The organism is Leptolyngbya cf. ectocarpi LEGE 11479, from assembly GCF_015207065.1.
Taxonomy (GTDB): Bacteria; Cyanobacteriota; Cyanobacteriia; order Phormidesmidales; family Phormidesmidaceae; genus Leptothoe; species Leptothoe ectocarpi.
Genome location: NZ_JADEXP010000001.1, coordinates 20140 through 46756, shown reverse-complemented (window position 1 = coordinate 46756; position 26617 = coordinate 20140). Strand labels below are relative to the sequence as shown.

Annotated in this window: 20 protein-coding genes; 9 read left to right on the top strand and 11 right to left on the bottom strand. The window is 48.5% G+C overall.

Annotated elements, in window-relative coordinates:
* Positions 1-28: 28 nt before the first annotated feature.
* Positions 29-1144 (bottom strand): glycoside hydrolase family 10 protein, encoded by a 1116-nt coding sequence (locus IQ260_RS00240; protein WP_228015299.1) that lies wholly within the window; start codon positions 1142-1144, stop codon positions 29-31.
* Here IQ260_RS00240 and IQ260_RS00235 point away from each other — a divergent pair.
* Positions 1143-1406: a hypothetical protein gene (locus IQ260_RS00235; protein ID WP_193989815.1), complete on the top strand. Its 264-nt coding sequence runs from the start codon at positions 1143-1145 to the stop codon at positions 1404-1406. The two genes, IQ260_RS00240 and IQ260_RS00235, sit on opposite strands and share 2 nt — an antisense overlap.
* A 144-nt stretch (positions 1407-1550) precedes the next feature.
* On the opposite strand, the gene IQ260_RS00230 is transcribed toward IQ260_RS00235, so the two are convergent.
* Entirely contained in the window at positions 1551-3506 is a 1956-nt protein-coding gene (locus IQ260_RS00230) for a tetratricopeptide repeat protein (protein ID WP_193989747.1), read from the bottom strand.
* 133 nt (positions 3507-3639) lie between these two features.
* Between IQ260_RS00230 and IQ260_RS00225 the strand changes: the two genes are divergently transcribed.
* Together IQ260_RS00225 and IQ260_RS00220 are read left to right on the top strand one after the other, a co-directional pair.
* Positions 3640-4386, top strand: coding sequence for a 5-formyltetrahydrofolate cyclo-ligase (locus IQ260_RS00225; protein ID WP_193989746.1), 747 nt, complete (start codon positions 3640-3642; stop codon positions 4384-4386).
* 9 nt (positions 4387-4395) lie between these two features.
* The gene (locus IQ260_RS00220) at positions 4396-5379 is read left to right on the top strand and encodes a glutathione S-transferase family protein (RefSeq protein WP_193989745.1); all 984 of its coding nucleotides are present in this window, start codon (positions 4396-4398) and stop codon (positions 5377-5379) included.
* Between the two features lie 3 nt (positions 5380-5382).
* On the opposite strand, the gene IQ260_RS00215 is transcribed toward IQ260_RS00220, so the two are convergent.
* Positions 5383-5901 carry a LabA-like NYN domain-containing protein gene (locus IQ260_RS00215; RefSeq protein ID WP_193989744.1) on the bottom strand — a complete coding sequence of 173 codons (519 nt, stop codon included), beginning with the start codon at positions 5899-5901 and terminating at the stop codon, positions 5383-5385.
* A gap of 859 nt (positions 5902-6760) precedes the next feature.
* Here IQ260_RS00215 and IQ260_RS00210 point away from each other — a divergent pair.
* Entirely contained in the window at positions 6761-9178 is a 2418-nt protein-coding gene (locus IQ260_RS00210) for a serine/threonine-protein kinase (RefSeq protein ID WP_193989742.1), read from the top strand.
* Positions 9179-9245: 67 nt separating this feature from the next.
* Here the strand turns inward: IQ260_RS00210 and IQ260_RS00205 are convergent, their stop codons facing one another.
* Entirely contained in the window at positions 9246-10793 is a 1548-nt protein-coding gene (locus IQ260_RS00205) for a FecR family protein (protein WP_193989740.1), read from the bottom strand.
* Positions 10794-11242: 449 nt separating this feature from the next.
* On the opposite strand from IQ260_RS00205, the gene IQ260_RS00200 reads away from it, so the two are divergent.
* Complete coding sequence (locus tag IQ260_RS00200; protein WP_193989738.1) at positions 11243-12343, top strand: hypothetical protein; 1101 nt, start codon at positions 11243-11245, stop codon at positions 12341-12343.
* On the opposite strand, the gene IQ260_RS00195 is transcribed toward IQ260_RS00200, so the two are convergent.
* The 4 genes from IQ260_RS00195 to IQ260_RS00180 all read right to left on the bottom strand — a co-directional run bounded on the left by IQ260_RS00195 (position 12340) and on the right by IQ260_RS00180 (position 14906).
* Entirely contained in the window at positions 12340-13410 is a 1071-nt protein-coding gene (locus IQ260_RS00195) for a 3-deoxy-7-phosphoheptulonate synthase (protein ID WP_193989736.1), read from the bottom strand. The genes IQ260_RS00200 and IQ260_RS00195 overlap by 4 nt on opposite strands.
* Before the next feature lie 118 nt (positions 13411-13528).
* On the bottom strand, positions 13529-13822 hold the full coding sequence (locus tag IQ260_RS00190; RefSeq protein WP_193989734.1) for a DUF7734 family protein: 294 nt from the start codon (positions 13820-13822) through the stop codon (positions 13529-13531).
* A 40-nt stretch (positions 13823-13862) separates the two neighbouring features.
* Positions 13863-14459, bottom strand: coding sequence for a DUF3177 family protein (locus IQ260_RS00185; RefSeq protein ID WP_193989732.1), 597 nt, complete (start codon positions 14457-14459; stop codon positions 13863-13865).
* A gap of 222 nt (positions 14460-14681) precedes the next feature.
* Positions 14682-14906, bottom strand: coding sequence for a Calvin cycle protein CP12 (locus IQ260_RS00180; RefSeq protein ID WP_193989730.1), 225 nt, complete (start codon positions 14904-14906; stop codon positions 14682-14684).
* A 425-nt stretch (positions 14907-15331) separates the two neighbouring features.
* Here IQ260_RS00180 and IQ260_RS00175 point away from each other — a divergent pair, with 425 nt between their 5' ends.
* Positions 15332-16567 carry an FIST signal transduction protein gene (locus IQ260_RS00175; protein ID WP_193989728.1) on the top strand — a complete coding sequence of 412 codons (1236 nt, stop codon included), beginning with the start codon at positions 15332-15334 and terminating at the stop codon, positions 16565-16567.
* A gap of 30 nt (positions 16568-16597) precedes the next feature.
* On the opposite strand, the gene IQ260_RS00170 is transcribed toward IQ260_RS00175, so the two are convergent.
* A complete protein-coding gene (locus IQ260_RS00170; RefSeq protein ID WP_193989726.1) occupies positions 16598-17200 on the bottom strand; it encodes an anti-sigma factor family protein in 603 nt (200 codons plus the stop codon).
* Positions 17201-17704: 504 nt separating this feature from the next.
* On the opposite strand from IQ260_RS00170, the gene IQ260_RS00165 reads away from it, so the two are divergent.
* Complete coding sequence (locus IQ260_RS00165; protein WP_193989724.1) at positions 17705-18154, top strand: hypothetical protein; 450 nt, start codon at positions 17705-17707, stop codon at positions 18152-18154.
* Positions 18155-18247: 93 nt separating this feature from the next.
* Here the strand turns inward: IQ260_RS00165 and IQ260_RS00160 are convergent, their stop codons facing one another.
* Positions 18248-20179: an ABC1 kinase family protein gene (locus IQ260_RS00160; RefSeq protein ID WP_193989722.1), complete on the bottom strand. Its 1932-nt coding sequence runs from the start codon at positions 20177-20179 to the stop codon at positions 18248-18250.
* 420 nt (positions 20180-20599) lie between these two features.
* Here IQ260_RS00160 and recN point away from each other — a divergent pair, with 420 nt between their 5' ends.
* On the top strand, positions 20600-22315 hold the full coding sequence (gene recN, locus IQ260_RS00155) for a DNA repair protein RecN (RefSeq protein ID WP_193989720.1): 1716 nt from the start codon (positions 20600-20602) through the stop codon (positions 22313-22315).
* A 311-nt stretch (positions 22316-22626) separates the two neighbouring features.
* Positions 22627-24534 carry an EAL domain-containing protein gene (locus IQ260_RS00150; protein WP_322744861.1) on the top strand — a complete coding sequence of 636 codons (1908 nt, stop codon included), beginning with the start codon at positions 22627-22629 and terminating at the stop codon, positions 24532-24534.
* On the opposite strand, the gene IQ260_RS00145 is transcribed toward IQ260_RS00150, so the two are convergent.
* A complete protein-coding gene (locus IQ260_RS00145; protein WP_193989718.1) occupies positions 24531-26558 on the bottom strand; it encodes a mechanosensitive ion channel domain-containing protein in 2028 nt (675 codons plus the stop codon). The genes IQ260_RS00150 and IQ260_RS00145 overlap by 4 nt on opposite strands.
* Positions 26559-26617: the final 59 nt, after the last annotated feature.

Genomic DNA, 26617 nt, shown 5'->3' with positions numbered 1-26617 from the left:
ATCACTAACAACTATGGGTTACAGGTTATTAGGATAGCGCGGGTAGACGGGAATTCGCCCGATGCTCCGTCCGCTGGGCCGGTGTTGCAAACAGCTCCTTAAAACTTGCCTGGCGTGTATCTGCCGGTTCAGGCGCATCTTCCCAAAGGCTTTCATAAAAGAAAAATGTCACACCCAATCCAGACGCACGGGCTGCCCGCACTTTTGACTCAATAAATCTAATGGGCACAGGCGAATTTCTAAGTCCTGTTAGAATTCCCGCTGCTGTGGGAATTTTTTGCTGGGTTTCCCGTACGGATGCCGTATAGAGCTGCTGACGAAAGCTATCCAGATTGTTGCGATAGATTTGCACAATGAGTTCGTCCACCCATCCCTGACGTACCCAGGTCAGCCAGTCTTGCAGCTGGCCCTTGTAGGCATATTGGTAGGGATTAGGCGCAACTGAGAAAATAATGTCACGTCGTCGAGCTTTCAGATCTGCATTCAGGGTTTTAACAAATGCCGTTAATTTATCGGCACGCCATTTGACCCAGCTAGGATTGTGGGGGTCGTTGGGTATGTCTTTGCCAGTTTCGTCTTTATATAGTGCGCGGGTATAGCTGTCATAGCCAAACTCCACTGGCAAAATAAAATGATCGTCAAATTGCACACCATCCACATCGTAGCGACTGATCAGCTCTAGCAGCATATGGGTGATAAACTGCTGCACCTCGGGCTTGTATGGATTGAGCCAGACCATGTCACCCCCTTCTCTGGTGGTGTCGATGTAGCTACCGTTAGATTTTTCACTCAGCCAGCTCCTGTGGAGGGTCGCCAGTTCGGAGGTAGCGGGGGCCATAAACCCAAATTCAAACCACGGTATGACCGACATCCCTTGACTGTGAGCTTTGGTGGTTAACTCCTCGAGAATGTCATAGTCCTGTATACCTCGCCGGGTAAAGTGCTGAATGCCTGCTTGCCGCGCCGTTCCACTATCAAATGAGGTGTAGCCCCCATTCCAGACCACTGGATAAAGGGTATTGAAATTGAGTTCAGCCAGCTGGTCAATGGCGTTATGCAACTTGGGCTGATCCACCAGCACATCGGTATCGTTGGTGGTGAGCCATACACCGCGAATTTCTGGCATCGGAGCTGACCGAACCATGGCCATTGCTGGCCTAAACGAATGTAGAGTAACGGCGGCTAGGAGCGATAGCCCAAAGAGCAGCAGCGATAATGGTTTCCAACGCCGGATGGATGAGTTCATAGGTTTCAAAAAGCGATATCCAAAAAAGGAGAATCTTGCTATTCCAAATGCGGAGTATAAATTTGGCATTGCTGATCTCTGGTTTGGCTCTACCCAAAAGATGCTGGTACCCAGTCCTTCAGACAGAGCAATTTCAGCCTCTAAATCAGCAATGGCATAAATTCAGCTTATAAACCGGGATATAGCTAATACATGCTTAGTTATTCACTCACCCAAAGGGTGTTTCAGAAGATCTACAGGTGCTAGCGTGTAAAACTTTGATGGCTGCGCATTAGTTTACCCTTGGCAGGGCAGCAACGGCAATTTATCCGCTGTGCCCAAATCCCAGCTGTTGCAACAATGGATGCTCTCTCACCGTAGGCAGTACTTCCTGAAACCATAGTCGAGCCATATTTTCTTGGCCTTGCAGCATGAGCAATCGACTGCGGGTCAGCATCAGGCTTACTAAGTCGTCCTCAGTAAAACTGGAACGGCTTAGTAACTGATCGATAATAGTTTCAGCTGCTTCTAGATTCTCTTCTTGTAGATAGAGCTGGGCCATGGCCACTCGACTATCCAAATCGTCAGGATGCTGGTCAATGATTTGCTGTGTCAGCTGACGAGACTCGCTTAATCGCTGCTGGTGGGTATAAGCTAGGGCCAAATTATTGAGTAAGGCAGGATTGTTAGGTTCTATGTCTAAGGCTTGCTTTAAATAGGTTTCTGCCATTTCTGCTGCTTTAGCAGACTCCAGGGCAATCTTTTTTAAGGCCTTGTGGAGTAATTCTTCTGCTTCTGGGGATTTTACGCCCACAGGTTCTGGAATAATGTCATAGGTCGCTAGCGGTGGGTTTTCATGCCATTCTCCATTGAGCCAAAGCTTGGTTGTCGTGAGCTGTTGTCGATGGGCCAGGTAGGATGCCATGTGATATCGCTGAGAATCACTCCCGAACGTTCCTGCAACAAATTCATTGACGGCTGCCAGATGGGTCTCATTTGGGCAACTTTTTGCAATCACCATGGCTAGCATACGGGCTCTAGGGCTACCCCGTTTTAGCCATACTGACACTAGCTGGCTGATAAACGGATAGTTTGTGATTAATGTGTCTACAGCTGCGATCAGGGCCGGTTGAGGGTCTCGTTCCGGAGTCATGGCTATGGCCACCTGTCGCAAGTTTTGGTATGTGCCGTTTTCCACCCAGCTGTTGAGTTCAAAGGGCCACGGCCCTTCTTTGAAGATGGGCATCATGTCAAAATCATCTAGATTTTCTTTGGCCACCTCCATATCCGGGTATAGCTTTAGGGCTAGGTTCCACTGTTTTCTGGCAGCTATAGGATTCCCTTGGCGAGCTAGGGCTACAGCTACCAAGTGGTGAAAGAGACCGGATGCCACCAGTTGATTATCGTGGTCTGGATCTGGCGGTACGCTGGCCAGCAAATCTACGATGGCCTCCATGTCGTCCAGGTAGGCTAATGCTTCTGCCTTGCGGGTTAGATCGTCAAGATCGGTGCTGGAGTTGGCGAGCAATTGGGGTTTATGGGTTTCAGCGTCTGTGAAATTCCCTCGTAAACAGAGAAAACGCACCAGATTTGCTCGCAGAAGAATACTATCTGGGTGGGTGACTAATGTTGTTTGAAGCGTTGCGATCGCATCCTCATACTGATCGTTAGCCATGTAGGCCGTGGCCAAACTGTTGTGACCTGGCACAAAGTCAGGCCGCTGCTGGAGGAGAGTCTGGGCCGTTGCAATGGCCTTTTGGCACTGATCGGTCTCAGTATAGGCTCGGGTCTGCTCGTAAAGGATGCCTATCTCCCAATCATCCGGATGGTTAAGCCCCATGCCATCCAGAACGTCCGATAAATTGGGCTCAATCATGGCTAGATGTTCTTTACCTTCAACACTACCCACGTGCTCGGGCCAGCGCTCAATAGCATAGCGATATTGTTGTACTCCTAGCAGAGGATAGTAGTTGAGCACATAGGCATACCCCAGCAAAAAATTCACCCTGGCATCGTTGGGTTTGAGGGCCAAAAATTCTACGCAGGTAGCCTGATACTGGTGTAGCTGTCCCAGCTCGAAATAAACCTCTAGCAAAGAGGTCAACACATCCAGGTTCTCAGGATGAGCAGTTTTTAGCCGGGTTAGAAGAGAATGAGCCTCTGTCCATTGCTCTCGACGCAGCAGAGCCTCAACCTGAGCTAGCTCCGTAGTTAACGACTGGCTGCCAAAACCGAGCACGGCTTGCTTCAGTTTTTTCTTCTTCTTGGTTTTTTTCGCCATGGCCCCATTAGTAGATGTACTCACCTTAGAGTCCAGTCCTGTAGGGCACCCCAAAGATTTAGAAAACATTTAGCTAGTGGTTACCGTTGTATAAGTTAGAAAGTCTAAGTTAAAAACTTTTTTTGCTTAACCTATGTCCGTCTGGTCCGGTCGCCATAGCGGCAAAGACGATTTACGTCAGCGTATTTGGTCTATCCTCAAAAACCACCATGTCACCCACCGCGATCCGGTGGGCCATATTCCCAATTTTATAGGGGCTGACATGGCCGCAGGTGGTTTGGCGGCCACCAAGCTGTGGCAGTGTGCCCAAGTGGTTAAGTGTAATCCTGACTCACCTCAGTCTGCAGTGCGGTTGCGGGCCTTGACCGATGGCAAAACTCTGTATATGGCTGTCCCCCGTCTCTCGCGTAAAAAATGCTTTGTTGAACTAACAGCTATGGCTCTCAAGACTAAAGGTGTGGCTCTAGAGGATGCTGCTTCTATGAAAGGAGCGATGGTCCATGGGCGGTTAGTGGCGTTTGAGGAAATGCACCCGATTGATTTGGTGATAGTCGGTTGTGTGGCGGTCTCTGCCAATGGCGGTCGTACGGGGAAAGGCGCTGGCTTTGCTGATTTAGAATTGGCAATGCTGCGAGCATGTAAGCTGATTGCAGCCGACACGCCTATTGCCACCACGGTGCATGATTTACAGATCGTTGCTGCAGCAGAACTGCCGATGCAGCAACATGACTGGGGGTTAGACTTAATAGTTACACCGACGCGGTCTTGGACGACTGAACACAGTCATCCAAGACCTACCGGTTTAGATTGGGATACCATTCAACCTGACCAAATTGCTAATATCCCTATTCTTCAGGCCTGGTTTAAACGGCGTTGTTAATTTCCTATCATGGCTCTACCTCCTACGCTCCTCATTCGCACGGCTAAAACTATTTGGACCACCCTATGGCGGACGATGATGTCCCAAATGGCTCCTAGCGATAAAGGCGGTGCTTATCAGAGACCGGAGAGTGTGTTTTGCGATCGCATCCCCTCCTCCACATTTCCTGCCGCTGCTCACCGCTATCGACTTATCGTCGGCATGGGCTGTCCTTGGGCCCATCGCACCCTAATAGTCCGAGCGCTGAAAGGATTAGAATCAGCTATTTCTATCACTATCGTCTCCCCATCAGGGAATGAAGGCTGTTGGGTCTTTGACCAGCCATCGCAAGCAGACTCTCTGGGATGTCGCACCATGCCCCAGTTCTATAACCAGATCCAGTCTGGCTACAAAGGGCGGGCGACAGTCCCCGTTCTGTGGGACAGCCAAACCCATAAAATTGTTAATAATGAGAGTGCTGAGATTATCGAGATTTTGAACGCCGCCTTTAATAGCTGGGCCTCTCACCCGGAACTCGAGCTTTATCCAGCGGCATTACAAGCCGATATTGATCAGTGGAACACCCGAATTTACTCCACTGTCAATAACGGCGTCTACCGCTGTGGTTTTGCCCAGACTCAGACTGCTTATGAAGATGCTTGCAATGAGCTATTTGATAGCTTAGATACCATTGACAAAACCCTGGCCCATCATCGCTATCTCTGCGGTAATGTGCTAACCCTGGCTGATATTCGTTTATTTACCACCCTGATTCGCTTTGATGTAGCCTACTATGGCCTGTTTAAGTGTAACCGTCAGCGCATCGCAGACTATAAAAACCTCAGTGAATATGTACGCGATATCTATCAGCTGCCAGGCATCGCCAGCACATGTGATGTTGATGCCATCAAACGGAACTACTTCGGTAACCTATTTCCCCTCAATCCAGGCGGCATTATTCCCCTAGGGCCAGATTTAGATAACCTAAAAGCACCCCACAGCCGGGGAAATTAGCGATTAATCCTTCTCGATATAGCGTCTTACAGAATTTAGATCGATGTAACGGTCAGTTGCATTACGCAATTCCCGCGCAATCATTCCTTCAGTAGAAACCACAGTAATGTGGGTATTTTTGGAACGCAGTAATTCAATGGCGCGCTCAAAATCACCATCACCACTAAATAAGACAACCCGGTCATATTGGGCTGCCGTATTAAACATATCAACGACGATTTCAATATCTAAGTTTGCTTTCTGGGAATAGCGTCCAGAATTATCGTCATAGTATTCTTTCAAAATTTTGGTACGCACCGTGTACCCAAGACTAATTAGCGCATCGCGAAATCCACGCTGATCCTGCGGATCTTTAAGACCTGTATACCAAAAGGCGTTAACTAACGTAGAAGGGACGGTTTCTTTCGTAAAGTACTCTAGTACACGCTTAGGGTCAAAAAACCAGCCATTTTTTTGCTGGGCATAGAACATATTATTCCCATCTACAAATATAGAAAGTCGACTTAACGGTTGCGTATGCATAGAAGTAAAAACAATAAGATTAAATAGAAACTAAATAGCTGCCGTTGAAAACCAATCATCGGTACAGCTAGCTAGCCATAGTCTGGAACGTAAAATATAAGAACAGAAGAACGCCTGAGTATGAAGTCGGATGTAACTGCTCACTTAACCTGAGTCCAACATTCATAAACGAAAAAACACAGGCTACAACTTAAAGCGCGGATAATTACCGCTAGCTTAATAAGGAGTTTAAAGGTGACGATATATAAATAATCAAAGCCGATCCTGGATTGTTTTAACTTAAGTTAGCTAGGCATCTACCATAAGTCCCCGTATACATAGAAAATTCACTAAAATTCCATAGAACTTTGTATCCATACTTTTTCAGTTAGAATGCACATTTTCAGTACATAAATTAGCTTTGTTATGCGGATAGTTAACTTGGCAGACTGCTAAGCACCTAAAGACGAAGCTCACAGACGCATCGATTGACTGCCAGCCTGTTCAACTCTGTTTCTAGAATGGGCAGGTTACTACTATAAGGCAGATCTGGCTATTATGCAGATGTCCCCTAAAAATCTGGAAGCTTTGCACTCATAGAGTTTGATGTTGAAATAAATAGATTCCTATATCAAGCACTAATCGAGCGTCATAGTATAAGAATAAGCTACGTCCATTGGCTTCAGGCTATGATAGTGGGAAAAGCACAGGATATGACCGTAATACTATCGCACACTTTATGTGATTTTATACACTGCTCTTTATAAAAAATACTGAAAATGGGTAGCTCGATTAACGAGCCCCAAGAAGTCCTAATTTAATTCAGGTTGCATCATCTACCGCTTTACTTTGTACAGTATCTAAATACTCTTTTATACGGATGAAACAGGATGGTGCCGATATCACGGCTACGCTGACATCTCAGGATCGTCTCCGTCACCTGATACCAACTATAAATTTTGCACAGCGATGGCGCTCCTACTTGAATGGCCTACTGGTTGGTACGACTGCTCTGGTTACCGGATTGAATCTTAGTTTTATTCGTTCCTTAGAGCATCAAGGGCAATCGCTCATGTGGGAGTTACGGGGAACCATGTCAGCCCCGGAGGACATTGTGATCTTAGCGATTGATGAAGAGTCCTTATCCCAAGGTCAGCACTATTTAGATCAGCCCGATGCTTATCCAGAGTTGGCTGCCATTGGCTCTTGGCCGTGGCCCCGTGCCACCTATGCCACTGCTGTAGAGAAAATTTTGGAGGCCGGAGCGAGTGCCATTGCTCTTGATATCGTTTTTGCCTTACCCAGTAGCTACGGGCCTCAAGATGATGAAGCCTTTTCCCAAGTCCTGGCTGAACGAGGCTCACAAGTAGTGTTGGCTGCGCAATATGGTGATATTGATTTGAGACAGGGCTCCTTATTGCAGCCCACATTACCCTTGCCTGACTTTCGTGAGATGCCCATTCAAGTAGGGGCGATTAACTTTATTTTAGAACCCAATGGTAAGATTCATCGTCTCAGCCGAGAGTTTTTAGAAGCTCTAAAAAATGTTGAAGCAAATCTTTTAGGCGATGCGTCTGTAGTCAACGATATCAGCACTGAACCTGCGGTGCTTAGCTTTGCTGAAGCCACATTAAAAGCCGCTCAGAGCGACTACACCAAGGATGGGGGTGATTATATTTTCTTCCATGGACCGGCAAAAACCTTTCAACATGTTCCCTTTTGGTATCTTTTAGATGAGCAGCTTTGGAAAACTCAGTTAGATAATGGGCGTTTTTTTGAGAATAAGATTGTTCTTGTTGGGTCCACGGCTGCTCTCCATCAAGACTTTCATGCAGCCCCCTTTTCTAAGAGTTTGTTATATTCCACACCCATGCCAGGTGTGGAGATTTTAGCGAATACTGTTGCGACGCTACGAGATGATCTAGCTCTATATTCCGTAGCTCAAAGACCATGGCTCAGCGCGCTGATGGTCGGTGTCTGGCTGGGAGGAATGGCGATTGTTATTAGTAAAGTCTCCTCACGCACACCCTTTCGCCGATTAGTATGGGCTGCTGCCGGATCAGTAGCTTGGGGATTGGTAGGCTTTATTGTCTTTACAATCGGGGGCGTTATCATTCCCATCGCGGTACCAATTTTAGGTGTGTTAGGCTTTGCAGCCGCAGATTTTACAATTGGATTCTTTAGTGAGCAGCTACAGAAAAAAACATTGCGTAATACGCTAGCACGCTATGTAACATCTCCCATTGTGCAACAGATTATTAGTCAGCAAGATGACTTTAAAGATCTCCTGGCTATTCATGAGAGCGAAATGATTGGCACAGTACTAAGCGATCGCTATCAAATTAGCAAAATTTTAGGTGCAGGGGGTTTTGGGGACACTTATTTAGCTCATGATACACAGCGCCCTGGTAATCCAATTTGCGTGGTCAAGCAGCTGAAAATTGTCAGTGATAATCCCAGGGCCCACCAGTTAGCACAGCGTTTGTTCTCGGCAGAAGCTGCGACCTTAGAGCGGTTAGGGGAACATGATCAAATTCCGCGTTTACTAGCTTATTTTGAATCCAACTATTCTTTTTACCTCGTGCAAGAGATGATTGATGGAACGTTGCTGAAGGATCTGCTGAATCCTCAACAACCGATGTCACAACGTGCAGTAGCTGAGTTTTTATTGGATCTGTTGCCGGTGATTCAAGCAGTGCATGCACAAGGTGTAATCCATCGAGATATAAAACCGTCCAATATTATTGCCCGTCATCATGATCGTCGCTACGTACTCATTGATTTCGGTGCGGTTAAACAAATTTCTAATCGATTGACTGATACTAATGCTCGCATTACCTCAACGGTTGGGATTGGCACCCAAGGATATATGCCAAGTGAGCAGTCTGCAGGATTGCCTAACTTTAGTAGCGACCTCTATGCACTGGGTATTACGGCTATAGAGGCTGTAACTGGATTACCACCCCATGCACTCCAGCGAGATTCCCACGGAGAAATTATGTGGACTCATAAGATTCCAGATTTACATCCTGGTCTAGCTAAATTGCTGGAGAAAATGGTCCGCTACGACTTTAATCAGCGATATTCAACTGCAAGCGCAGTGCTCCAGGACTTACGACAGTTGAAACTAGATGGACTATCTGAGGACACACTTACATTGGAGCAACCAGAACCAAGACCAATCGATAATCAAGATGCTAAGGTCTCAACGATTATTTTGCCAACGGACTGGAATAAGGATTATAAGTTGCCAGGTGCGACTACGGCTATCGATAAGAAAAATGATAGCGATACATGAGAGGCTAACTATGTTTGCCAAACTCAATACAACACGATGTGTGTAGAACGCAAGGTTCCTAAATTTATTACAAATCTATATTGGGCGATGATTGTAATACTTCAGGATCACCCGTTGCAGGTGTATCCCAATTAAAGTTTTCTTGGGATAAATCATTACGTTCTGGTGGATCTATTGCATCAGCTTCTAAAGTGGGTACTCCTGGATTCGTTGGAGTATCGACTGGTGCCGTTGTTGTGACCACCGGAGTTACCGGAGTATTAACTGGTGCGGTCGTGGTCACCACTGGAGTTACCGGAGTATTGACCGGTGCCGTCGTTGTGACCACCGGAGTTACCGGAGTATTAACTGGTGCAGTCGTGGTCACCACTGGAGTTACCGGAGTATTGACCGGTGCCGTCGTTGTGACCACCGGGGTTACCGGAGTATTAACTGGTGCAGTCGTGGTCACCACTGGAGTTACCGGAGTATTGACCGGTGCCGTCGTTGTGACCGCTGGAGTCACTGGGGTATTGATCGTTGGAGGAGCAACCGTATTCACTACGGCTACTGGGGCCGGAGCTGGGGCTGGTGTCCCGACTCCTAGGACAGCTCCAAGCCTTGCATTGGCAACATCTGTGTTCAACGTAGCGTCATTATCTGGCAATTCAAAGATTGTGGCTGTAGGCGTTTCTGATGATTGCTGGGATGCGACTACTGGAACGGCTACATTATGAAAAGCTGCTGCTGGTGAAGTTGAAAATCCAGGGAAACCAGCAAAAATATTGTGAGACGTAGAGTCCGCTGAATCTAGTGCGTTCAGTGGGCTCACTGTTGGAGCGAGAAAACCTGGGTTTTCTACAATTTCTTCGGCTGAGCCCTGAGCGTCAAAATCTCCCTGCAGCTCCAGAGCATCCTGAATTTCTTGCCATACCCCTTGCAGATCTTCTGAGAGTTCTTCGGGTGGGGTGGGACTGTCCAGATTTAACCCTTCTACCAATCCGCTAGTTTGATAAAAAGTTCTTAAGTCAAACTCAAGCCGCTCAATGATCTCATCGCCTTCGATGACAATCATTTCTCCGGCATAAATAGGTTGCTGCTGTGAGCCGCTTTCGTTAAACGCAACCATGGCCCCAGCGGGATTGTTGGTCAGGGCTCCGACAAACGTTACTGGTGCAGAGCAGTTTCCTTCAGAGCTTAGCTCCGCAAGACAGCGTACTCTTACAAATAATGCAGAGCCTTGAATGCCAGTTACAGCGTTCGGAGTTTGAATGGTTGTACGCCCGCGTCCCGGAGGAATTAAGAGCAAGACAGTACCATTGGAAAGTTGAAAATTGCGAGTATTTGGAGTGAACCGGAATGTGGCTTGCTCTCCGACTCGAGCTAAAGAGCCATCATTAAAGCGCAGCTCGGCTCGGGCTGATGGTGCAGTTCTTAGAGCATCACCAATACTCATGACATCGGCAACTCTAGCCAATCTGGCACCATAACCGTTGGGAATCAAATGTACTCGGTTACGCAAACGCTCAACTTTAGCCCAAGTAAGCGACGTTTGCGCTAGGGCAGCACCGGGAATGCCAAGAATAATGGAGGCACCCAAAAAAACTGAGCACCAGCGGGCAGAAACTTTGCACATACTAAAGCAGGGGGTCATGGGCAGAAGTACTGGGCGAATGCACCGAGCAGGGACTTTTACTCTGCTCCAGTAGTAATACTACCTAACTTTTTGGCATCATGGCCACAGTCCTGTTTATGCATTCTTTAAATTGAGGGCTAAATCATGTGATTTACTCAATTTTAAGGCCATTATTCCTTATTTTTTATTGTTTGGTAGAAAAATTTAGGTATTTGGGTTAGCAACATTCAGTGATGATGTTTGGTCTGTGCAGGTAGCTTTTTTACGCTAATTTTTCTGCACTATATTACGAATGTTGGGCGAATGTTTGGCTTTTAGAGAAAGTAACGCCATTGTGCGGTTGAGTCGCTATTGGTGTGCTGGTAACAAGTAAATGAGTGTGTTAACGATCTGGAACGTTGATAATGAGGCTGTTTTCTAGGCCATGGGTGAACATACAGGTGTTGGTAATGTGCCTAGGAAGCTTGGGAGTACTGCAGTGTAGTGCGGTTGCTCAGATTGCTCAAAATGGGAAAAGTTCTCTGGGGGCCACAGTCGGATTGGCGGCCCATGATTCATTGCTGTGTTGCGAGAAGCCGGTGCCTAACAAGATGCTCCGGCTGCCGTCTGAGGGTAAGGATGGGGAGGACGAGATTGTGGGGGAGGGTAAGGACGCTGATGATGAGGACGATGCGGAGCCAGCCCATGCACAGCCAGCGGATGTGGCGGTTCCTGAAGGGGAGGTTGACGATGAGTTAGGGATTCTGCGGGTGCGATCGCAACCCGTAGGTATCGACAGTGAGCTAGGTATACTGCGCATTCGACCGACTGACGATGCCCCATTAGAGGTGGAGCCTGAGCCCACTCGCCAAACCAGCGTATTTTTGACAGGGCGTGCCAACGTCTATGGGGGCAATAATTTGTTCCGTACCCCTAACCCCATCGACGATCGGATTTATCAAACGGGTATTGGCCTGTTCGCGTTTCCCCGGCTGACGGATAAGACCAACCTGGTGCTAAGTGCTGAAGCTAACCTGGCCCGATACGAAGATTTATCCGTTGTTGACTATGATGAAATTCAGTTTCAAGCCGGTATTCGACAACGGTTGGGAACGCGTAGCTATGGCCAGCTTAACTGGCGCTACCAAGACCTCACTACCCCCGGCAGCGATTCATTCTTTACGGCTAACTACGTAGAGCTACTGCTCAGCAGACGCGACATTTTAAATAATCGCACCTGGGTCGATGCCTATTATCAGGCTCGTTTGAGCTACAGCGACCCAGAAGAATTTAGCCGTTTTAGTCAGATTGCTACCGGCTCCCTAAACTATGGGTTTGATCCTCAGACCCGCGTGAGTTTGCTTTATCAGCTATTTCTTGACGATTACACTCAAGTATCGCGTCATGACACGTATCATCAAGTGCTAGCGCAGTTCAGTCACGACCTCTCCAGCACAACTCGTTTGAGCGTGTTTACCGGATTACGATTTGGCCGCTCGTCCCGACCAAATGTAAACTTTGATGACACGATCTATGGAGCGAGCGTCAACATTAACCTGCCTCTGTTCTAGCGCGGGGTAGTAGCGGACAAATGGGGCTCCACCGCGACTGCTAGCTGCTCCAGCATGGTCTCGGTCGTTTCGAAATCTACACAGGCATCGGTGATGCTTTGACCATAAACTAAATCGTCTAAATTCTCAGGGAGAGACTGGCGACCCGCTTTGATGTGGCTTTCAATCATGACGCCAAGAATATGACGGGAGCCTGTTTTGAGTTGCTCCGCAATATTACTTAAGACCACAGCTTGCTGCTGGTGTTTTTTGTTGGCATTGGCATGGCTACAATCCACCATCAGTCTCGGGTTGAGCCCTGCTTTGGACAGCTGCTCTACCGCCTGTTCCACATTTTCCACACTATAGTTAGGCCCATTTTTGCCCCCACGCAAAACTAAATGCCCGTCTGGGTTGCCGGTGGTAGCCACAATGCTGGCCAAACCGCTGTGGTTGATGCCTAGGAAATGGTGGGAACGGCTGGCGGCCACCATGGCATTGGTGGCCGCCTGTAAACTACCGTCGGTATTGTTTTTAAAGCCGATGGGCATGGACAATCCAGAGGCCATTTCCCGGTGGGTTTGGCTTTCGGTGGTACGAGCACCGATAGCGGTCCAGGAAATAACATCAGCAATGTACTGGGGCGTAATCGGATCAAGGAGTTCGGTGGCCGCTGGTAAACCGATTTCAGCCAGGTCGATCAGCAGCTTACGGGCTAATCGCAGTCCCTGGTTGATATCGTAACTGCCATCTAAGTGGGGGTCGTTGATCAATCCTTTCCAGCCAATATTGGTGCGAGGTTTTTCGAAATAAACCCGCATGACAATCTCTAGGCGATCAGATAGGGCTTCCCGGAGTTTAACCAGCCGAGCGCCATAGTCACGGGCGGCGGCAATATCATGCACCGAGCAAGGACCCACAATTACCAGCAGACGACGATCTTCGTTGTAGAGAATATTGCGAATGCGATCGCGAGTTTTAGCGACCAAAGCAGCGGCTGACTGAGTCAGGGGAAGCTCGGCGTGGAGAAAAGCTGGACTGATCAGTGGCCGAGTCTCAACCACATGTAAATCTTGCGTTTGATGCATAGCAGAGGACGAATCGCGATGAAAAGCTACCGAAACAGCCAGCTGCACTAGAAATCAGCACAGAATTCTATACAGCTGGTATCTATTGTGACAGGTCTTGAACGTAACGAGTGTAACCTCAAGGATTAGTTAATCGCTGGGCGAACTCATCCCAGCTAATCTGCCGTTCCAGGTAATTGGGGCAGTCGGGTAGGTAAGGGCCAGCTAAACGATCAATCGCAATAATGACGGCATCGTTAGGCAACACCGGGACATCTGGATCGGGTGCCGTGGGGCGCACTAGAGAACTAGAAAATCCCCTAAATATTAAAATTTCATCTGGGTCTCCGTTGACCTCAGCTGCAACCAGTAGTACTTCTTGGGGATGTTGCAGCGTGTAGTGCTCAAGCTGTTTTTCGATTGATCCTGTCATAGCTTCCTGTGGGGCTTAACCAGAGAGCTTCATCGGGAGCCTACTGATTGAGGGCTGAGCGTCCCTGACGTCCCAGTTTGACAAAAATAAAGTAGCTTAGGCTCAGAATGTAGATAACCAGAGCCAAAATTGCCCAAAAACCAAGAAAGCCCGGTGTAAATCCAGAATGAAAAGATTGCCTAAACAGCTTGGGTGCCTCTAACCAAACTTGACAGCTTTCGCTACCAAAGGCTGCTCGAGAAAATGCACAGCGTAAAAACGGTAGCTGAAACAGTACGCCCAACCCACAGAAAAACGTCAGTCCCCACCGCCAAGCTGTAAACGCTAGTTTTAGCCAAGAAAAAGGCTGCTCTCGAATTTCTTCATTGAGATCGGCCCAAAACCACAGGGATACAGGCATCAGCACCCGTGCCATCACAGCCGTTAAAAAGCTGAACGGCAGCTCTGCAATCATCAAGTACAGGCTGATCGCCAATAGACTGGACACTTTCCAATAAATAACTAGTAGCTGTTGGGGGACCTCCGCTCGGGTGACCAGTGCCCAAACCAAGAGCACCAGAGGTAGCAGCACGGTAAATACGACTGCCAGACGATAGTCTGTCCAAACCAATGACTGTAGGAATGAAGAACTAGGCATGAAAGTAATGATGAGCAATCAAAGCGCTCTCTAGGTTAACATTGCAGGGCGGTAGTCAGAGGCCATAGCGGTACTCTCTTAAAGGCGCCACTCCGATCTCCATGCATAAGGCCGAGCCCCTTAGGAGAAAGGAAACTCGGCCTTAATGTACCCAAACTAACTAGATCTTCAGCTCCATAGCATCCGAGTTGTTAGATGGAAGATGATCCAGCAGCTGTGGCGTTAATCTTCGTAGATTCGGCACTCATCAGCTTCAGGGTTTTCATCACAGTAAGTTTCAAAGTTAGTCTTAGGCTTCTCTGAGGAGCGCTGGTGTGAAGCTTCAGCTTGGAGTTCTTCCACCGCGTCCCAAGCTGCTGCGCAATTTTCAGAACCAGTGCCATCAGTGCTGCAGACGTCGCGGGCTGTTTTGATCTCTTCAGAGATTTTTTCTTGGATATCGCTCATAATCTATTATCTACCTTGACTTTCAATGGATGTATGTAATTTGAAAGCGTGTTTGCAACCGTTTCCAATGGCCTACGGAGGCACTGTAGGAACTATTCCCACTAGAAGCACCCTAGTGCTCAAGGTGGTTTACACATCCTATGGTAACTTCGGTTTCTGAAAACTCGTTGTATCTAAAGAAGCATTTTGTAATTGCTAAAACGTGGCCATGGCCAAGGTATTCTGCTATGGCTTTGATGTTAATCAGGATTTTACTTTCAGCTATGGGGTACTTCCAGTTACCTGCGCTGTTTGCCCACCTATAAACAGCTAAGATCAAGCCTAATGTCAGGAGGCTTGGGGATAGACTGCTAGTATTTTGATCTAACCCTTTTGATCTAAACCTTTGCAGAGTATTGAGTTTGCCATCGTCATCATCAAACGCTATGAAATGGGCCAGTGCTGTCTCTACCCACCCTTCACTAGAGTTAGCGCTGCGAGAGGTCATTGAGCGGGTATTGACCCAGCTAGAAGCAGCTCCGAACTTGGCCATTATTTTTATTTCATCTGCCTTTGCTAGCGAATATTCCCGCGTATTGCCATTGCTCAAAGGTCCCCTGGGGGGAGCTCATATTATTGGCTGTAGTGGGAGTGGCGTAATTGGTAATACCAGTGACGGCCATCTTATAGAAGTGGAAGAAACCGCTGGCATTAGTTTGACCGTTGCCCATTTGCCCGATGTTAATATTCAAGGCTTTCATCTTTCCATTGATGAGCTGCCGGATTTAGACAGTCCCCCCAGCGAGTGGACTGAAATTATTGGAGTCACACCGGCAGACAATCCCCATTTCCTGCTGATGGCGGATCCCTTTGCATCGGGCATGAACGACCTGCTGCAAGGGTTGGATTTTGCTTATCCAGATGCGGTAAAAGTGGGTGGGCTGGCTGGTATTGAGAGCATTAGCCGCAGCTGTGGATTGTTTTGTGGTCAGCAGCTCTACCGTCAAGGGGTCATTGGTGTTGCTCTGTTTGGCAATATCACCATTGATGCCATTGTGGCCCAGGGCTGTCGCCCTATTGGCCCCACATTTCGTGTGGTTGAAGGGGATCGCAACGTGGTGACCAAGGTGGCTGCCCAGTCCGTTAGTAGTGATGAGGCTGCCGAGCAAACCCCCCTTGAAGCTCTACAGGAGCTGTTTCAAGACTTAGATGAAACCGATCGGCAGCTGGCTCAGGAGTCATTGTTTATTGGGCTGGCTCAGAGTAGCTTTAAGCAGGCTTTGGGACAGGGCGATTTTTTGATTCGTAACTTAGTGGGTGTGGATCCTAAAGTTGGTGCGATCGCAATTGCCGACCGCATTCGCCCTGGCCAGCGGATTCAGTTTCATTTGAGAGATGCCAACACGGCTAAAGATGACCTGGCCAGTTTGTTGGAAACCTATCGCATCGATCATCAAGCCTGTGCCGCGCCCTCAGGTGCCCTCCTGTTTGCCTGTAATGGACGGGGTACGAGCCTGTTTGATGAACCCAATTGTGACACCGAGCAGTTTAGTCGTCAGCTCGGGTCTGTCCCCCTAGGTGGATTCTTTTGTAGTGGTGAAATTGGGCCTGTAGGGAAAACGACCTTTCTCCACGGGTTTACCTCCGTGTTTGGCATTTGTCGTGAATTAGAAGAGTCGTGACCTAGAAAACCAGGTCTTTATTCAAGAGTCCTACTTTATGTTCTGACCCAACTGCACGGGGGGCTCAGTTGCGTTTTCCCTGGTGGTTGAAGCCAGTTCTAGTAATGTTCCTTGGGGTAGGGTTTTGATAAACTGCCAAGCTTCTTGGAGGTTCTGGCGACCGCTGGTTGTGGTTAGTTGGCTAAGACCGCCTAGAAGTGCGATCGCAACCGCACAAACCAACGTCCAACGCATCATTCCTAAGGAGGTCCCCTCCCATAGCTTAGGCGGCGAAGGAACCTTTAGGGCAGGCTGCTCGGGCACAGGGGCCGTCCGAATCGCTTGTCGGAGCATGAGCAACTGTTGATACATTTGCTGAATGTTGGGATCATCCCTCAGCCACTGGGCGACCAGCTGTCTTTCCTCAGCGGTCACTTCATCGTCTAGGTAAGCACTCAAAAGTTCAAACTTGGCTTCGTCGTCAGATTTCTCTGATTCCTCTGAGGCAAATGTCCTTTGCTGATCAGTTTGCTCATCAGTGCTAGCAGCAGGGAACTCATGACTACCGCCGTCAACATATTGGGAAAAATCGCCCCATGGCTCAAAATTGCCAGATGGACCATTTTCATGAGGTTGAGCAGAATGAAAGGACATAACATTGGGACCTAAGCTATCGATACCGTAGACCTTTAACAGCGTTTTTGTTAAGAGTCTTTGTGGGATGCAACAAGTGGGATGCGAAAAGCTAAAACCTGCTAGAGGTTAGGGATGCCAACTTAGCAACAAATGGTTAGCTTGTGAAATAATTCGCTTTATGAACTACCAGACGTGGGGCTTAGCAAAAAGTATCCGGAAAGCAAAGACTTTTTTGATGGAATTTAAATCAGATTTAAGAACTGAGCCTCATAAACCACATATATTTTGATATTTCATCAAAATATTGGCCAAATTTGGCTCTTCTCACTGCTCAGTATCGCAGTGTAGTTCTTATATCCATCACGCTTTAGCAATGCTTTTTCGTATTTTGAGTGGACAATGTCAAATTTGTGTCACTTTATACGGGGCGTGTACGAAATCTTGACGAACCTCCCCGACAGAACCCACAACCAGCGAAGATGGTAAGGGTATACTAGATTTTAGCCGTTTGCTTATCCAACCATGCAGCACTTGGCCAAGGTTTGCCACACAACCTCTGAGGGGGCTCTCGTTTTACAATTTCTGGCGCGCCAGCTCGAAGATTACCTATGGGAACTATCTATAGGTGATCAAGAGGTTGTGTCTACACTACCGGTGACTTTTAATGAAGGCACCCTGGTCCTAGTGGAGCTAGATGCTTCCAATCAAGTGATTGAGCTTCAAGAAGCGACGGATTGGATATTAGATTTAGTCTCTAACTTCTTAACCCAAGGGGTGACGCCTCAGTTTTTTCATCAAGAAGTTGAGCGAGCAGAGCAGTGGCGTCAGTCACTCACATTGCAGAGTCAAGAAATTCGTCGTCGCGCCCTAGAAACGGCGGCCCGACGGGATGAAATTCAAGCATTAGAAAAGAAACTGCGATTAGAGCAAGAGGAGCGCGAACGGCAGAATGGGGCGCAATCGTCTCCATAGAGACGAAGATTAATAATAAACAGTCTAGAACCGACGAGACCAGGCTCTGTCTATATAGAGCCTGGTCTCGTCGGTTTTTACAGGGTTAAGGCACTACGCTGATTTTTGGGCAGATAGCAGGGCGGGCGAACTGCTGGTTTCTTGGGGATGGTTAGTCCTGGGTAGAAATAATGTGCGGAGTAGTCTAGCTGCCGCGCGCGTCGCTAGGTTATTGGCTACGCGTTGGCCCATCTGGCGGGTTTCAGGTTTGACTAATACTTGGGGCACTAGCCGGATCATGGTACCGCCGTCCATTCCCTTGGTGTCTCCGAGTAGACCCACAATCCGACTAATATGCTCCCATTCTTTGGTCAGTGTAGCGGGTGATGATGGAGTCGGTTGAGGTATGGATTCGCTAGTGACAGCAGTTTGCAATCGTTTGACTAAACTATGACCAAATTGGTCAAGGCTTTTGGCAACCTCATCGGCAATGTGATCGCGAATATGATCGCCCCGCTCTGAGAAGAGATAGTCAATGGTCTGCTGGAGGACTTTTTCTAAGTCATAGTCTTGGCTATCACGGGCATTGCGCAGCAGGTTTTCTAATCGATTCCAGCGGAAGTCACCGTCTTTAAATAGCAGCTCCTGGAGAGACTGGCGCAGCTCTGGAGACGGATCGGTGAGCAACCGCTTGGCTACGTAAGGATAGGCTTTACTGAGGACTTTGAAACTAGGATCAACGCTAATGGCAATACCGTCTAGAGTAACCAGGGAGCGAATGATTAACGCATAGTAGGCCGGCACCCGGAATGGATACTCATACATCAGAGAGGAGAACTCATCGGTAATGCTTTTGAGATTGAGTTCGGCCACGGAGGCTCCCAGGGCATTGTTAAAGACGGTCGCCAGGGCAGGAATAATCGGGCTGAGATCCGTTTCAGGTGTCAGAAACTCTAGTTTGACGTAGTCGTTGGCCAGACCTTCAAAGTCACGATTCACCATATGGACAATGGCTTCGATCAGACCATAGCGCTGGTAGCTCTCCACATGACACATCATGCCAAAGTCGAGATAGGCCAGTTTTCCATCATCGGTAACCAGTAGGTTCCCTGGATGGGGGTCAGCATGGAAAAAGCCGTGCTCTAATAGCTGTCTAAGGGAGCATTGCACACCGATTTCAACAATCTCAGTTGCTTTTAGGCCTTTAGCCTCAAGAATTTCGGGTTCGGTAAGCTTAGTGCCGTTAATCCACTCCATGGTGAGTACCCGACGGGCCGTCAGCTCCGTGTGAATTTGGGGCACAATGATGTCTGGTATGTAACCATAGAGGGACTCGAACCGCTGGGCATTTTCCCCTTCATGGGTGTAGTCCATCTCTTCAAAGATGCGAGTTCCGAACTCATCCATGATGCTGACTAAGTCGCTGCGCACCACCGTCAGGTTATTGCATGCCCACTGAGCTAGCCGTCGTAGCAGGTAAATATCGCGGGTGATTTGGCCGGTAAGTCCCGGCCGCTGGACTTTAATAGCGACGTCCTCGCCGGTTTTAAGTTTTCCTTTGTATACCTGCCCCAGAGAGGCGGCGGCTACCGGGTCGGGCGAGATCTTCGCGTAGATCTCGTTGGGAGTTTGGCCCAAATCTTCTTGGATTAGGCGAAAGGCGATTTCGTTGGGGAAAGGAGGAATCTGGTCCTGCAGTTTGACCAATTCTCCCATAAAGGCAGGGGAGACTAAGTCCGGACGGGTGGAGAGGGCCTGACCAATTTTGATATAGGCCGGTCCTAGCTTAGTTAATACCTCCCTCAGCTGGACAGCCCGTTTCGCGGCCATTTTTTCTTGGCGGCCAGTTTGCCGGTCCCAGAGCAGCCCTAGACCAAACCCGAGAAATGACCACACCAGCTCAAGTAGTCGTAGAAATATCTGTAGGGGGCGGGAACGGTAGTAGTGTGCGATCTCAAGCGGATCATAAGTCAGCAACTCATCCACCGACGTCACTAGGGATACCGGACGCTCATTCAAACTAGGGGATGCTGGTGCAGCATTCATGGGCTATATCCTTGAGGTATAAGGCTTTTCAATAGGTGTAACTGTGGTGTGGGAGACTTATTGATGCTGCTAAGCAGTCAAACAGGACCCATTTGATCGATTCATTTAACCGATTTATTAACTATTGTAACAAGTCATCCCCATCATCCCCACTGACTATTGATAACTACCATGGTGATCTATCGCCTATGGCAATGTCAGTCGCAGAAACCGAATTGCTTAGGAGTAAAGATTGAGTCAATGGTGAAACCACCGGGTTGAATTATGTAGGCCGACATTTCACTTAATTTCCACAGTAAATAATCCACAGTAAAATTAGTTAGCTCACTGTCCGAGCGATGCCCTTATTTGGCTGTTCCATACTGTGCTCCGGTTTAGTCCTATCTGTCTGCAACCTATCGCGCCCAGGAGGCAATGGCCATGCTAACCTCCCTGAAAATCGACAACTTTACCCTAATTGATCAGCTAGAGCTATCCTTACAACCCGGTCTCAATGTTCTTACCGGAGAAACCGGTGCCGGTAAGTCCATAATTCTGGATGCTATCGATACCGTCCTGGGAGGAAAAGCCAGCGGCCGATTGGTACGGACGGGGGAAAAAAAAGCCCTGATTGAGGCCACATTTAACGCACCGCCGTCAGTAGCCGAGTGGCTCACGGCTAACGATATTCCCCTCAACGGTGATGGCTTGCGCTGTAGTCGAGAGCTGACCACTGGCCGTGGCAGTGTACGTAGCCGTAGCCGTCTCAATGATGTGGTGGTCAAAAAAAATCAGCTAGATGAACTCCGCCGTCTGCTGGTAGAAATCACCGCCCAAGGACAAACCGTACAGCTTGGTTCCCTTGATGCCCAGCGCGATTGGTTAGATGGCTTTGCCGGTAGTCAACATCTGCGGCAGCGCCAGGTCGTTGCCAACGCGTATGCCGCTGCCGTTGAGGCGCAACAGGCCCTAGAGCGTCGGCGTCGAGCCGAGCAGCAGCGTCAGCAACAGCTAGATTTGTTTGAGTACCATGCCCAAGATCTTAGCGGTGCTAACTTACAAGACGCTGATGAGCTAGACCGTCTCAAACAGGAGCATCAGCGTCTTAGCCACAGCGTGGAACTGCAAAAACAAAGCTATGATGCCTATCAAATCCTCTATGAAAGTGACGGTAGCTTTGACAGCTGCTCGGATCTGCTAGGACGAGTGGAGCAGCTGCTCGGCTCCATGCAACGTTTTGATGAGCAGGTAACGCCGATGCTCGATCTTGTCAGCGATGCTATGGCTCAAGTCGAGGAAGCCGGTCGTCAGATCAATGCCTACGGGGAAAATTTAGAAACGGATCCAGCTCGTCTTGCCGATGTTGAAGACCGGATGAGCTATCTCAAACAGCTATGTCGGAAATATGGTCGTGAATTACCTGATCTAATCGAGTACTACCAGGAAATACAAGTCGCTCTAGAGGCCCTCAATGGCGATGGCCAGTCCATTGAAACCCTTGAAACTGAACACGAGCAGACCCAAGCTACCTTAGCCGAGGAATGTACCAAGCTGACAAAGCTCCGCAAAAAAGCTGCCAAACGTCTAGAATCACAGCTGGTTGAGGAACTAAAACCCCTGGCCATGGAGCGGGTCAAGTTCAAAGCCGAGCTGCGGTCGGCTGAGCCCCAATCCCATGGGGCTGATGTCGTTGAATTTCTCTTTAGCCCCAACCCTGGTGAACCCCTACAGCCCCTAACGGAAACCGCATCTGGTGGCGAAATGAGTCGGTTTTTGTTGGCATTTAAAGCTTGCTTTACCAAGGTAGACTCCATTGGCACTCTAATTTTTGATGAAATTGATGTAGGTGTTTCTGGGCGTGTGGCCCAGACCATTGCCGAAAAGCTCTACCAGCTCAGTCAGAATCGTCAAGTCCTCTGCGTTACCCACCAGCCTCTCGTAGCTGCCATGGCTGATGCCCATTTTCATGTTGATAAACAGGTGGTCGCGAATGGCAAAAAGAAAACTGGTGAGCGCACCGTAGTTAGGGTGACCGATCTTGATGCCACCGCTCGTCGTGAAGAACTTGCCCAGCTAGCGGGGGGACGCTCCCATCAAGAGGGCATCGCCTTTGCCGAATCACTCCTTGCCCAAGCCGCTACGATTCGCCAAGATTAGGATATAGCTGGGGCTGACTTTAGATGTGGTGGCTTGCTCGCTTTATGATTCTGGATTAAGGGTAACCGGCAGGATTTATGAATTTTTAATTGGCTTGGGTATTTTGAACAAAACCGAGCGTTTTGTTTAACCCGAACTTATAGATCGGTGTCGTTGTTAACGATAGCGTGTCCACCTTGGAGGACGGCTGACATCGAGGACACTGACATCATTGATAGTCTGAAGTTTATTACTCAAGCCTTTAACGGTGAGCGAGATATTGGCATCACTGTCAGCTTCTTGTCATCTGTAGGCATTATCTGCCCAAACCTGTGATTAATCGTCCTATCATTTTTCAACCTGCTGCCAAACTTATTCTGACTGCTATAAATGCGTTTAGTTTATGCCTATTTCCCCACATCACATCTGCTAATAAGTCGGCTGAGTTCGTTCGTTTACAGGTCGTGCCATTACAGGGGCAAGACCCCAGAATTTTATGGCTGATGATGAGCCTCTGCTTGACTAGTGCAGTCATAGTTGTCTTGTTAATCCAAAGGTGGCGCTGTTATCTGTATCAGAAGCATCTGCTCCAGGAAAATGAAGAGCGCTATCGAGAGTTGGCTGAGCTGGGGGCCGATCTATTTTGGGAGTTAGATGAAAATCTCAAATTTTCCTATTTATCCGGCAGTTTTCACTATCTGAATCGTGAAGATTTAGAAGGAAAAACCCCCTGTCAGGCGTTAGCTACCCTGCCTGGTCTAGAAGCGAATTGGGATTACTTTAAAGAGACATTAGCAAAGCGTCAGCCGCTGGAAAATTTTATTTTGAGGCTACACACATCGGATACTACGCTCCGTATTTTTAAGCTGAATGCGTGTCCCCTGTTTGATAAACATAATCGTTTTCAGGGTTATCGCGGTTTGCAAAGAGAGATGACAGAGGAATATAACCTAACGCAAACCATTGCCTATCAAGCCGCCTATGACCCATTGACGGGGTTGATTAACCGCAATGAATTTGATACACGCCTGCGTCAGGCTGTAAAACGAGTCCGCGATCGCAATATCCAATCAGTCTTAGGCTATCTGGACCTAGACCAGTTCAAAATTGTCAATGATACAGCTGGACATCTGATCGGTGACCAGCTAATAGCAGAGCTTGCCCAGCTGCTGCGCCAAACTATCCGCAGCTCTGACAGTTTGGCACGACTGGGAGGAGATGAATTTGGTCTGCTGTTGGAAGGGTGTTCTCTAGAACAAGGACAAAAACTGTCTCAAACGCTGGTTGATAAGATTAGAGACTACCGTTTTACATGGCGTGGACGTCAATTTCAGGTGGGCGTCAGCATTGGTCTGGTACCCATTTTAGGGAATGCATCGAATGCGCTTGAGTTGCTTAGCAGAGCTGATTTGGCCTGCTACAAAGCCAAGGATTTGGGACGAGGACGAGTTTATCTTGCCGAGTACAATGATTCGGAACTGGATCGGCAGCATTTGGAACTGGTCCATATTGCCAATATTCCCCAGGCTATTGAAGACAACCGCTTTCATTTAATGGAGCAACCGATTGTCTCGTTGTTTGATGACACGTATAAACATGTTGAAATTTTGTTGCGGTTAACGGATGAGCACGGCAAGATTGTCTCTCCTGAGTTGTTTATTCCCATGGCTGAACGCTATGGCATGATTGACCTCATTGATCGCTGGGTAGTCAAAACTGTGCTGACCAACTACAGACAGTATTATCCGGATGCTAAAACCATGGTGGCCATTAACCTCTCGGGGAGTAGTTTAAGTAATGAAAAGTTTATAGAGTTTGTTCTGCAGTTGTTACAACAGTCCACCATGCCAGCGGAGAAACTGTGTTTCGAAATTACTGAAACAACAACAATCTCACAGCTTGATCAGGCTTTGAAATTCATTACCACCTTAAAGCAGCTAGGGGTGAGCTTTGCACTGGATGATTTTGGCAGTGGTGTTTCGTCTTTTGGCTATTTGCGCAGTTTGCCGGTTGATTATCTCAAAATCGACGGGGATTTGATTCGTAACATTGATGAGGAACATTACATAGCCACCATTGTGGATATGGTTAATCAGGTGGCGATCATGATGGGGATGAAAACCATTGCTGAATTTGTTGAAAATGACGCCATTTTAGCTAAGCTGCAAGACTTAAATGTGCACTATGCCCAGGGGTATGGCATCGGCAAACCGAGACCCTTGCCACCGGGCTCGCCCTAAGCCTCATCCTCATAAAATCGATAAAATAAATACTCATCCTTAAATGGATGTTCATCGCTGACATGGTGAAAAATTCCTTGTTCCACCATGGCCTGGCCAATTCTGACGGCGGCCTCCCTGGTAGCGTTTTGTGTTTGGGTTAGCCAAGTTACGGCTTCACTGCCCACAAAGCAACTCGAATATACGGTCAGGCGAAAGCGTCGGTTCTGAATAATCAAACCATTTTGCGATCGCATCTGCTTGACTAGACGCTCCAACAGCGCCTCCTGCACTCCCTGCTGATTTTTTAACAGACTGGAATAGTCTCTAACATGCGCCAATAGATCATTGAGTTCAGGTGAGCCATGATGGCTTTTCTGGGGCTGCTGCAATCTAGAAGGATCATTCTGAGCGGACTGCTGTGGCCATGCGGCCAAATCTAGCTGGGGTGAGCGAATATTCAAATCTCGTTGGGGAAAGGGGATCTGAATGTCGTAATGCCGAAAATTTGCCTCAAGCATGTAGTAAAGGTCACTTTTGAGGTCAAACTGCAGCCGTGGGTCACGAATCCAAACCAGTACATCAAAATCAAGGGAGCTATCCCCAAAACCGAGAAACCGCAGACGGGGTTGGGGATACTGCAGCACACTCGGGTGAGTATGGGCCACCTCCATCACGGCATCATGCACCTGGCGGATATCTGAGTTGTAGGCGACACCAATGGGCAAGTGCAGCTGCGATACCGGGTGGCCATGGCTCCAATTAATCACCTTGTTTTCCAGCAGCTCCGCGTTGGGCACAATAATCGCTACTCGATCCAATGTACGAATTTCCGTACTCCGAGCCCCAATGTTTTCCACGGTTCCTGCCAGGTCCCCCAGGTTAATAAAATCCCCCACCTGAATCGATCGTTCCAATAGCATCACCCAGCCACTGACGATATTGTTGGCTATATGCTGTAGACCCAACCCCAGGCCCACACCCAGCACACTCGCTAAAATCGCCAGCGCACTCAGGTCAATTCCCAGTACTTGTAAAATTAAAAACAGGCCGAGGCCCGTCAGAACGACCTGCATTAGCGTTGCGATCGCATCTTGTACCCCCCGGTTGGGAATCGCCGCCGTTAAAAATCGCGACTTTACCGCCGACGTCACAATCCGTACGCCAATCCACAGCGCCAGGGTTAGAAGAACGAGCTGAAATAAATTGACCAGGGAATAATCCTGACCATCAATATCAAAGAGAGGACCGGTAAAGGTCCGTTCTAAAAATTGAAAAATCCGGTAGCGCATGGACCGCGCTGCCGGAAATAATTCGCAAATATAAACCGCCGTCGCCAGCCACACGACGACTTGGGCGCCGAGCAAGAAGGGCAATAGCCACATGGGTAATTTTTTGCCAGTGCGGGTTTGTCGCCGCCATAGCCAGCGGCGACCATTATAGAGCAGTGCCCAGATAGCCAGTGCGATCGCACTGGCTCCTCCACTCACCCAGGCCATCTGCCGCTGATATGTGGGCCGTCGTTCTTTTTGTGCTCTGTCCAGAGCTGCTTGTAGCTCCCCGGCCCATCCGTCTGCCTGGTCCTGGGCCAATACCCCAGCCATCAGATCGCGACTGGTCACGGTTAACAAATGCCGCCCATTGGCCCGTACCGTAACCAGACCCTCTTGCTCGCGAGTTCTCACCCGAATCGGTGAAGGCGTCGGCTGACTTTCAGCATTTTCTAACACCTTCCACAGGGCTTCATTGGCAACATCCGCCCGTCTCTGGGCACTGACGGTATCAATCTGGTCCAGTTGAAACAGGACTCGACCGTCAATCACCACATCTGCCCTCGCCTGCGCTGGCTGAGATTGCGCTATTCCCGCAGGCTGAACATTAAGCAGAGCCGTGACTAAGATGGTGACTAAAGCGATGTTGGCTAGCTGCCAGATTATCCGGCAGGGCTGTACCCATCTGCTCCATTGCCCATGCCTAGATCGACACCAGCCTTGTCTATTGTCCATTCCCACCTGGTGGGTTGAGTCCACCCTCTGATTTCCCATGGCGTTTTATCAATGCTTACCGTTGTTTACCTCAGCCCAGTATCAAGAAACCTAAACCG

Coding starts and splice junctions, on each gene's coding strand:
- IQ260_RS00235 (WP_193989815.1), top strand. CDS start 1,143: ATGGCCATTGCTGGCCTAAACGAATGTAGAGTAACGGCGGCTAGGAGC.
- IQ260_RS00240 (WP_228015299.1), bottom strand. CDS start 1,144: ATGGTTCGGTCAGCTCCGATGCCAGAAATTCGCGGTGTATGGCTCACC.
- IQ260_RS00230 (WP_193989747.1), bottom strand. CDS start 3,506: ATGGCGAAAAAAACCAAGAAGAAGAAAAAACTGAAGCAAGCCGTGCTC.
- IQ260_RS00225 (WP_193989746.1), top strand. CDS start 3,640: ATGTCCGTCTGGTCCGGTCGCCATAGCGGCAAAGACGATTTACGTCAG.
- IQ260_RS00220 (WP_193989745.1), top strand. CDS start 4,396: ATGGCTCTACCTCCTACGCTCCTCATTCGCACGGCTAAAACTATTTGG.
- IQ260_RS00215 (WP_193989744.1), bottom strand. CDS start 5,901: ATGCATACGCAACCGTTAAGTCGACTTTCTATATTTGTAGATGGGAAT.
- IQ260_RS00210 (WP_193989742.1), top strand. CDS start 6,761: ATGAAACAGGATGGTGCCGATATCACGGCTACGCTGACATCTCAGGAT.
- IQ260_RS00205 (WP_193989740.1), bottom strand. CDS start 10,793: ATGTGCAAAGTTTCTGCCCGCTGGTGCTCAGTTTTTTTGGGTGCCTCC.
- IQ260_RS00200 (WP_193989738.1), top strand. CDS start 11,243: ATGTGCCTAGGAAGCTTGGGAGTACTGCAGTGTAGTGCGGTTGCTCAG.
- IQ260_RS00195 (WP_193989736.1), bottom strand. CDS start 13,410: ATGCATCAAACGCAAGATTTACATGTGGTTGAGACTCGGCCACTGATC.
- IQ260_RS00190 (WP_193989734.1), bottom strand. CDS start 13,822: ATGACAGGATCAATCGAAAAACAGCTTGAGCACTACACGCTGCAACAT.
- IQ260_RS00185 (WP_193989732.1), bottom strand. CDS start 14,459: ATGCCTAGTTCTTCATTCCTACAGTCATTGGTTTGGACAGACTATCGT.
- IQ260_RS00180 (WP_193989730.1), bottom strand. CDS start 14,906: ATGAGCGATATCCAAGAAAAAATCTCTGAAGAGATCAAAACAGCCCGC.
- IQ260_RS00175 (WP_193989728.1), top strand. CDS start 15,332: ATGAAATGGGCCAGTGCTGTCTCTACCCACCCTTCACTAGAGTTAGCG.
- IQ260_RS00170 (WP_193989726.1), bottom strand. CDS start 17,200: ATGTCCTTTCATTCTGCTCAACCTCATGAAAATGGTCCATCTGGCAAT.
- IQ260_RS00165 (WP_193989724.1), top strand. CDS start 17,705: ATGCAGCACTTGGCCAAGGTTTGCCACACAACCTCTGAGGGGGCTCTC.
- IQ260_RS00160 (WP_193989722.1), bottom strand. CDS start 20,179: ATGAATGCTGCACCAGCATCCCCTAGTTTGAATGAGCGTCCGGTATCC.
- recN (WP_193989720.1), top strand. CDS start 20,600: ATGCTAACCTCCCTGAAAATCGACAACTTTACCCTAATTGATCAGCTA.
- IQ260_RS00145 (WP_193989718.1), bottom strand. CDS start 26,558: ATGGGAAATCAGAGGGTGGACTCAACCCACCAGGTGGGAATGGACAAT.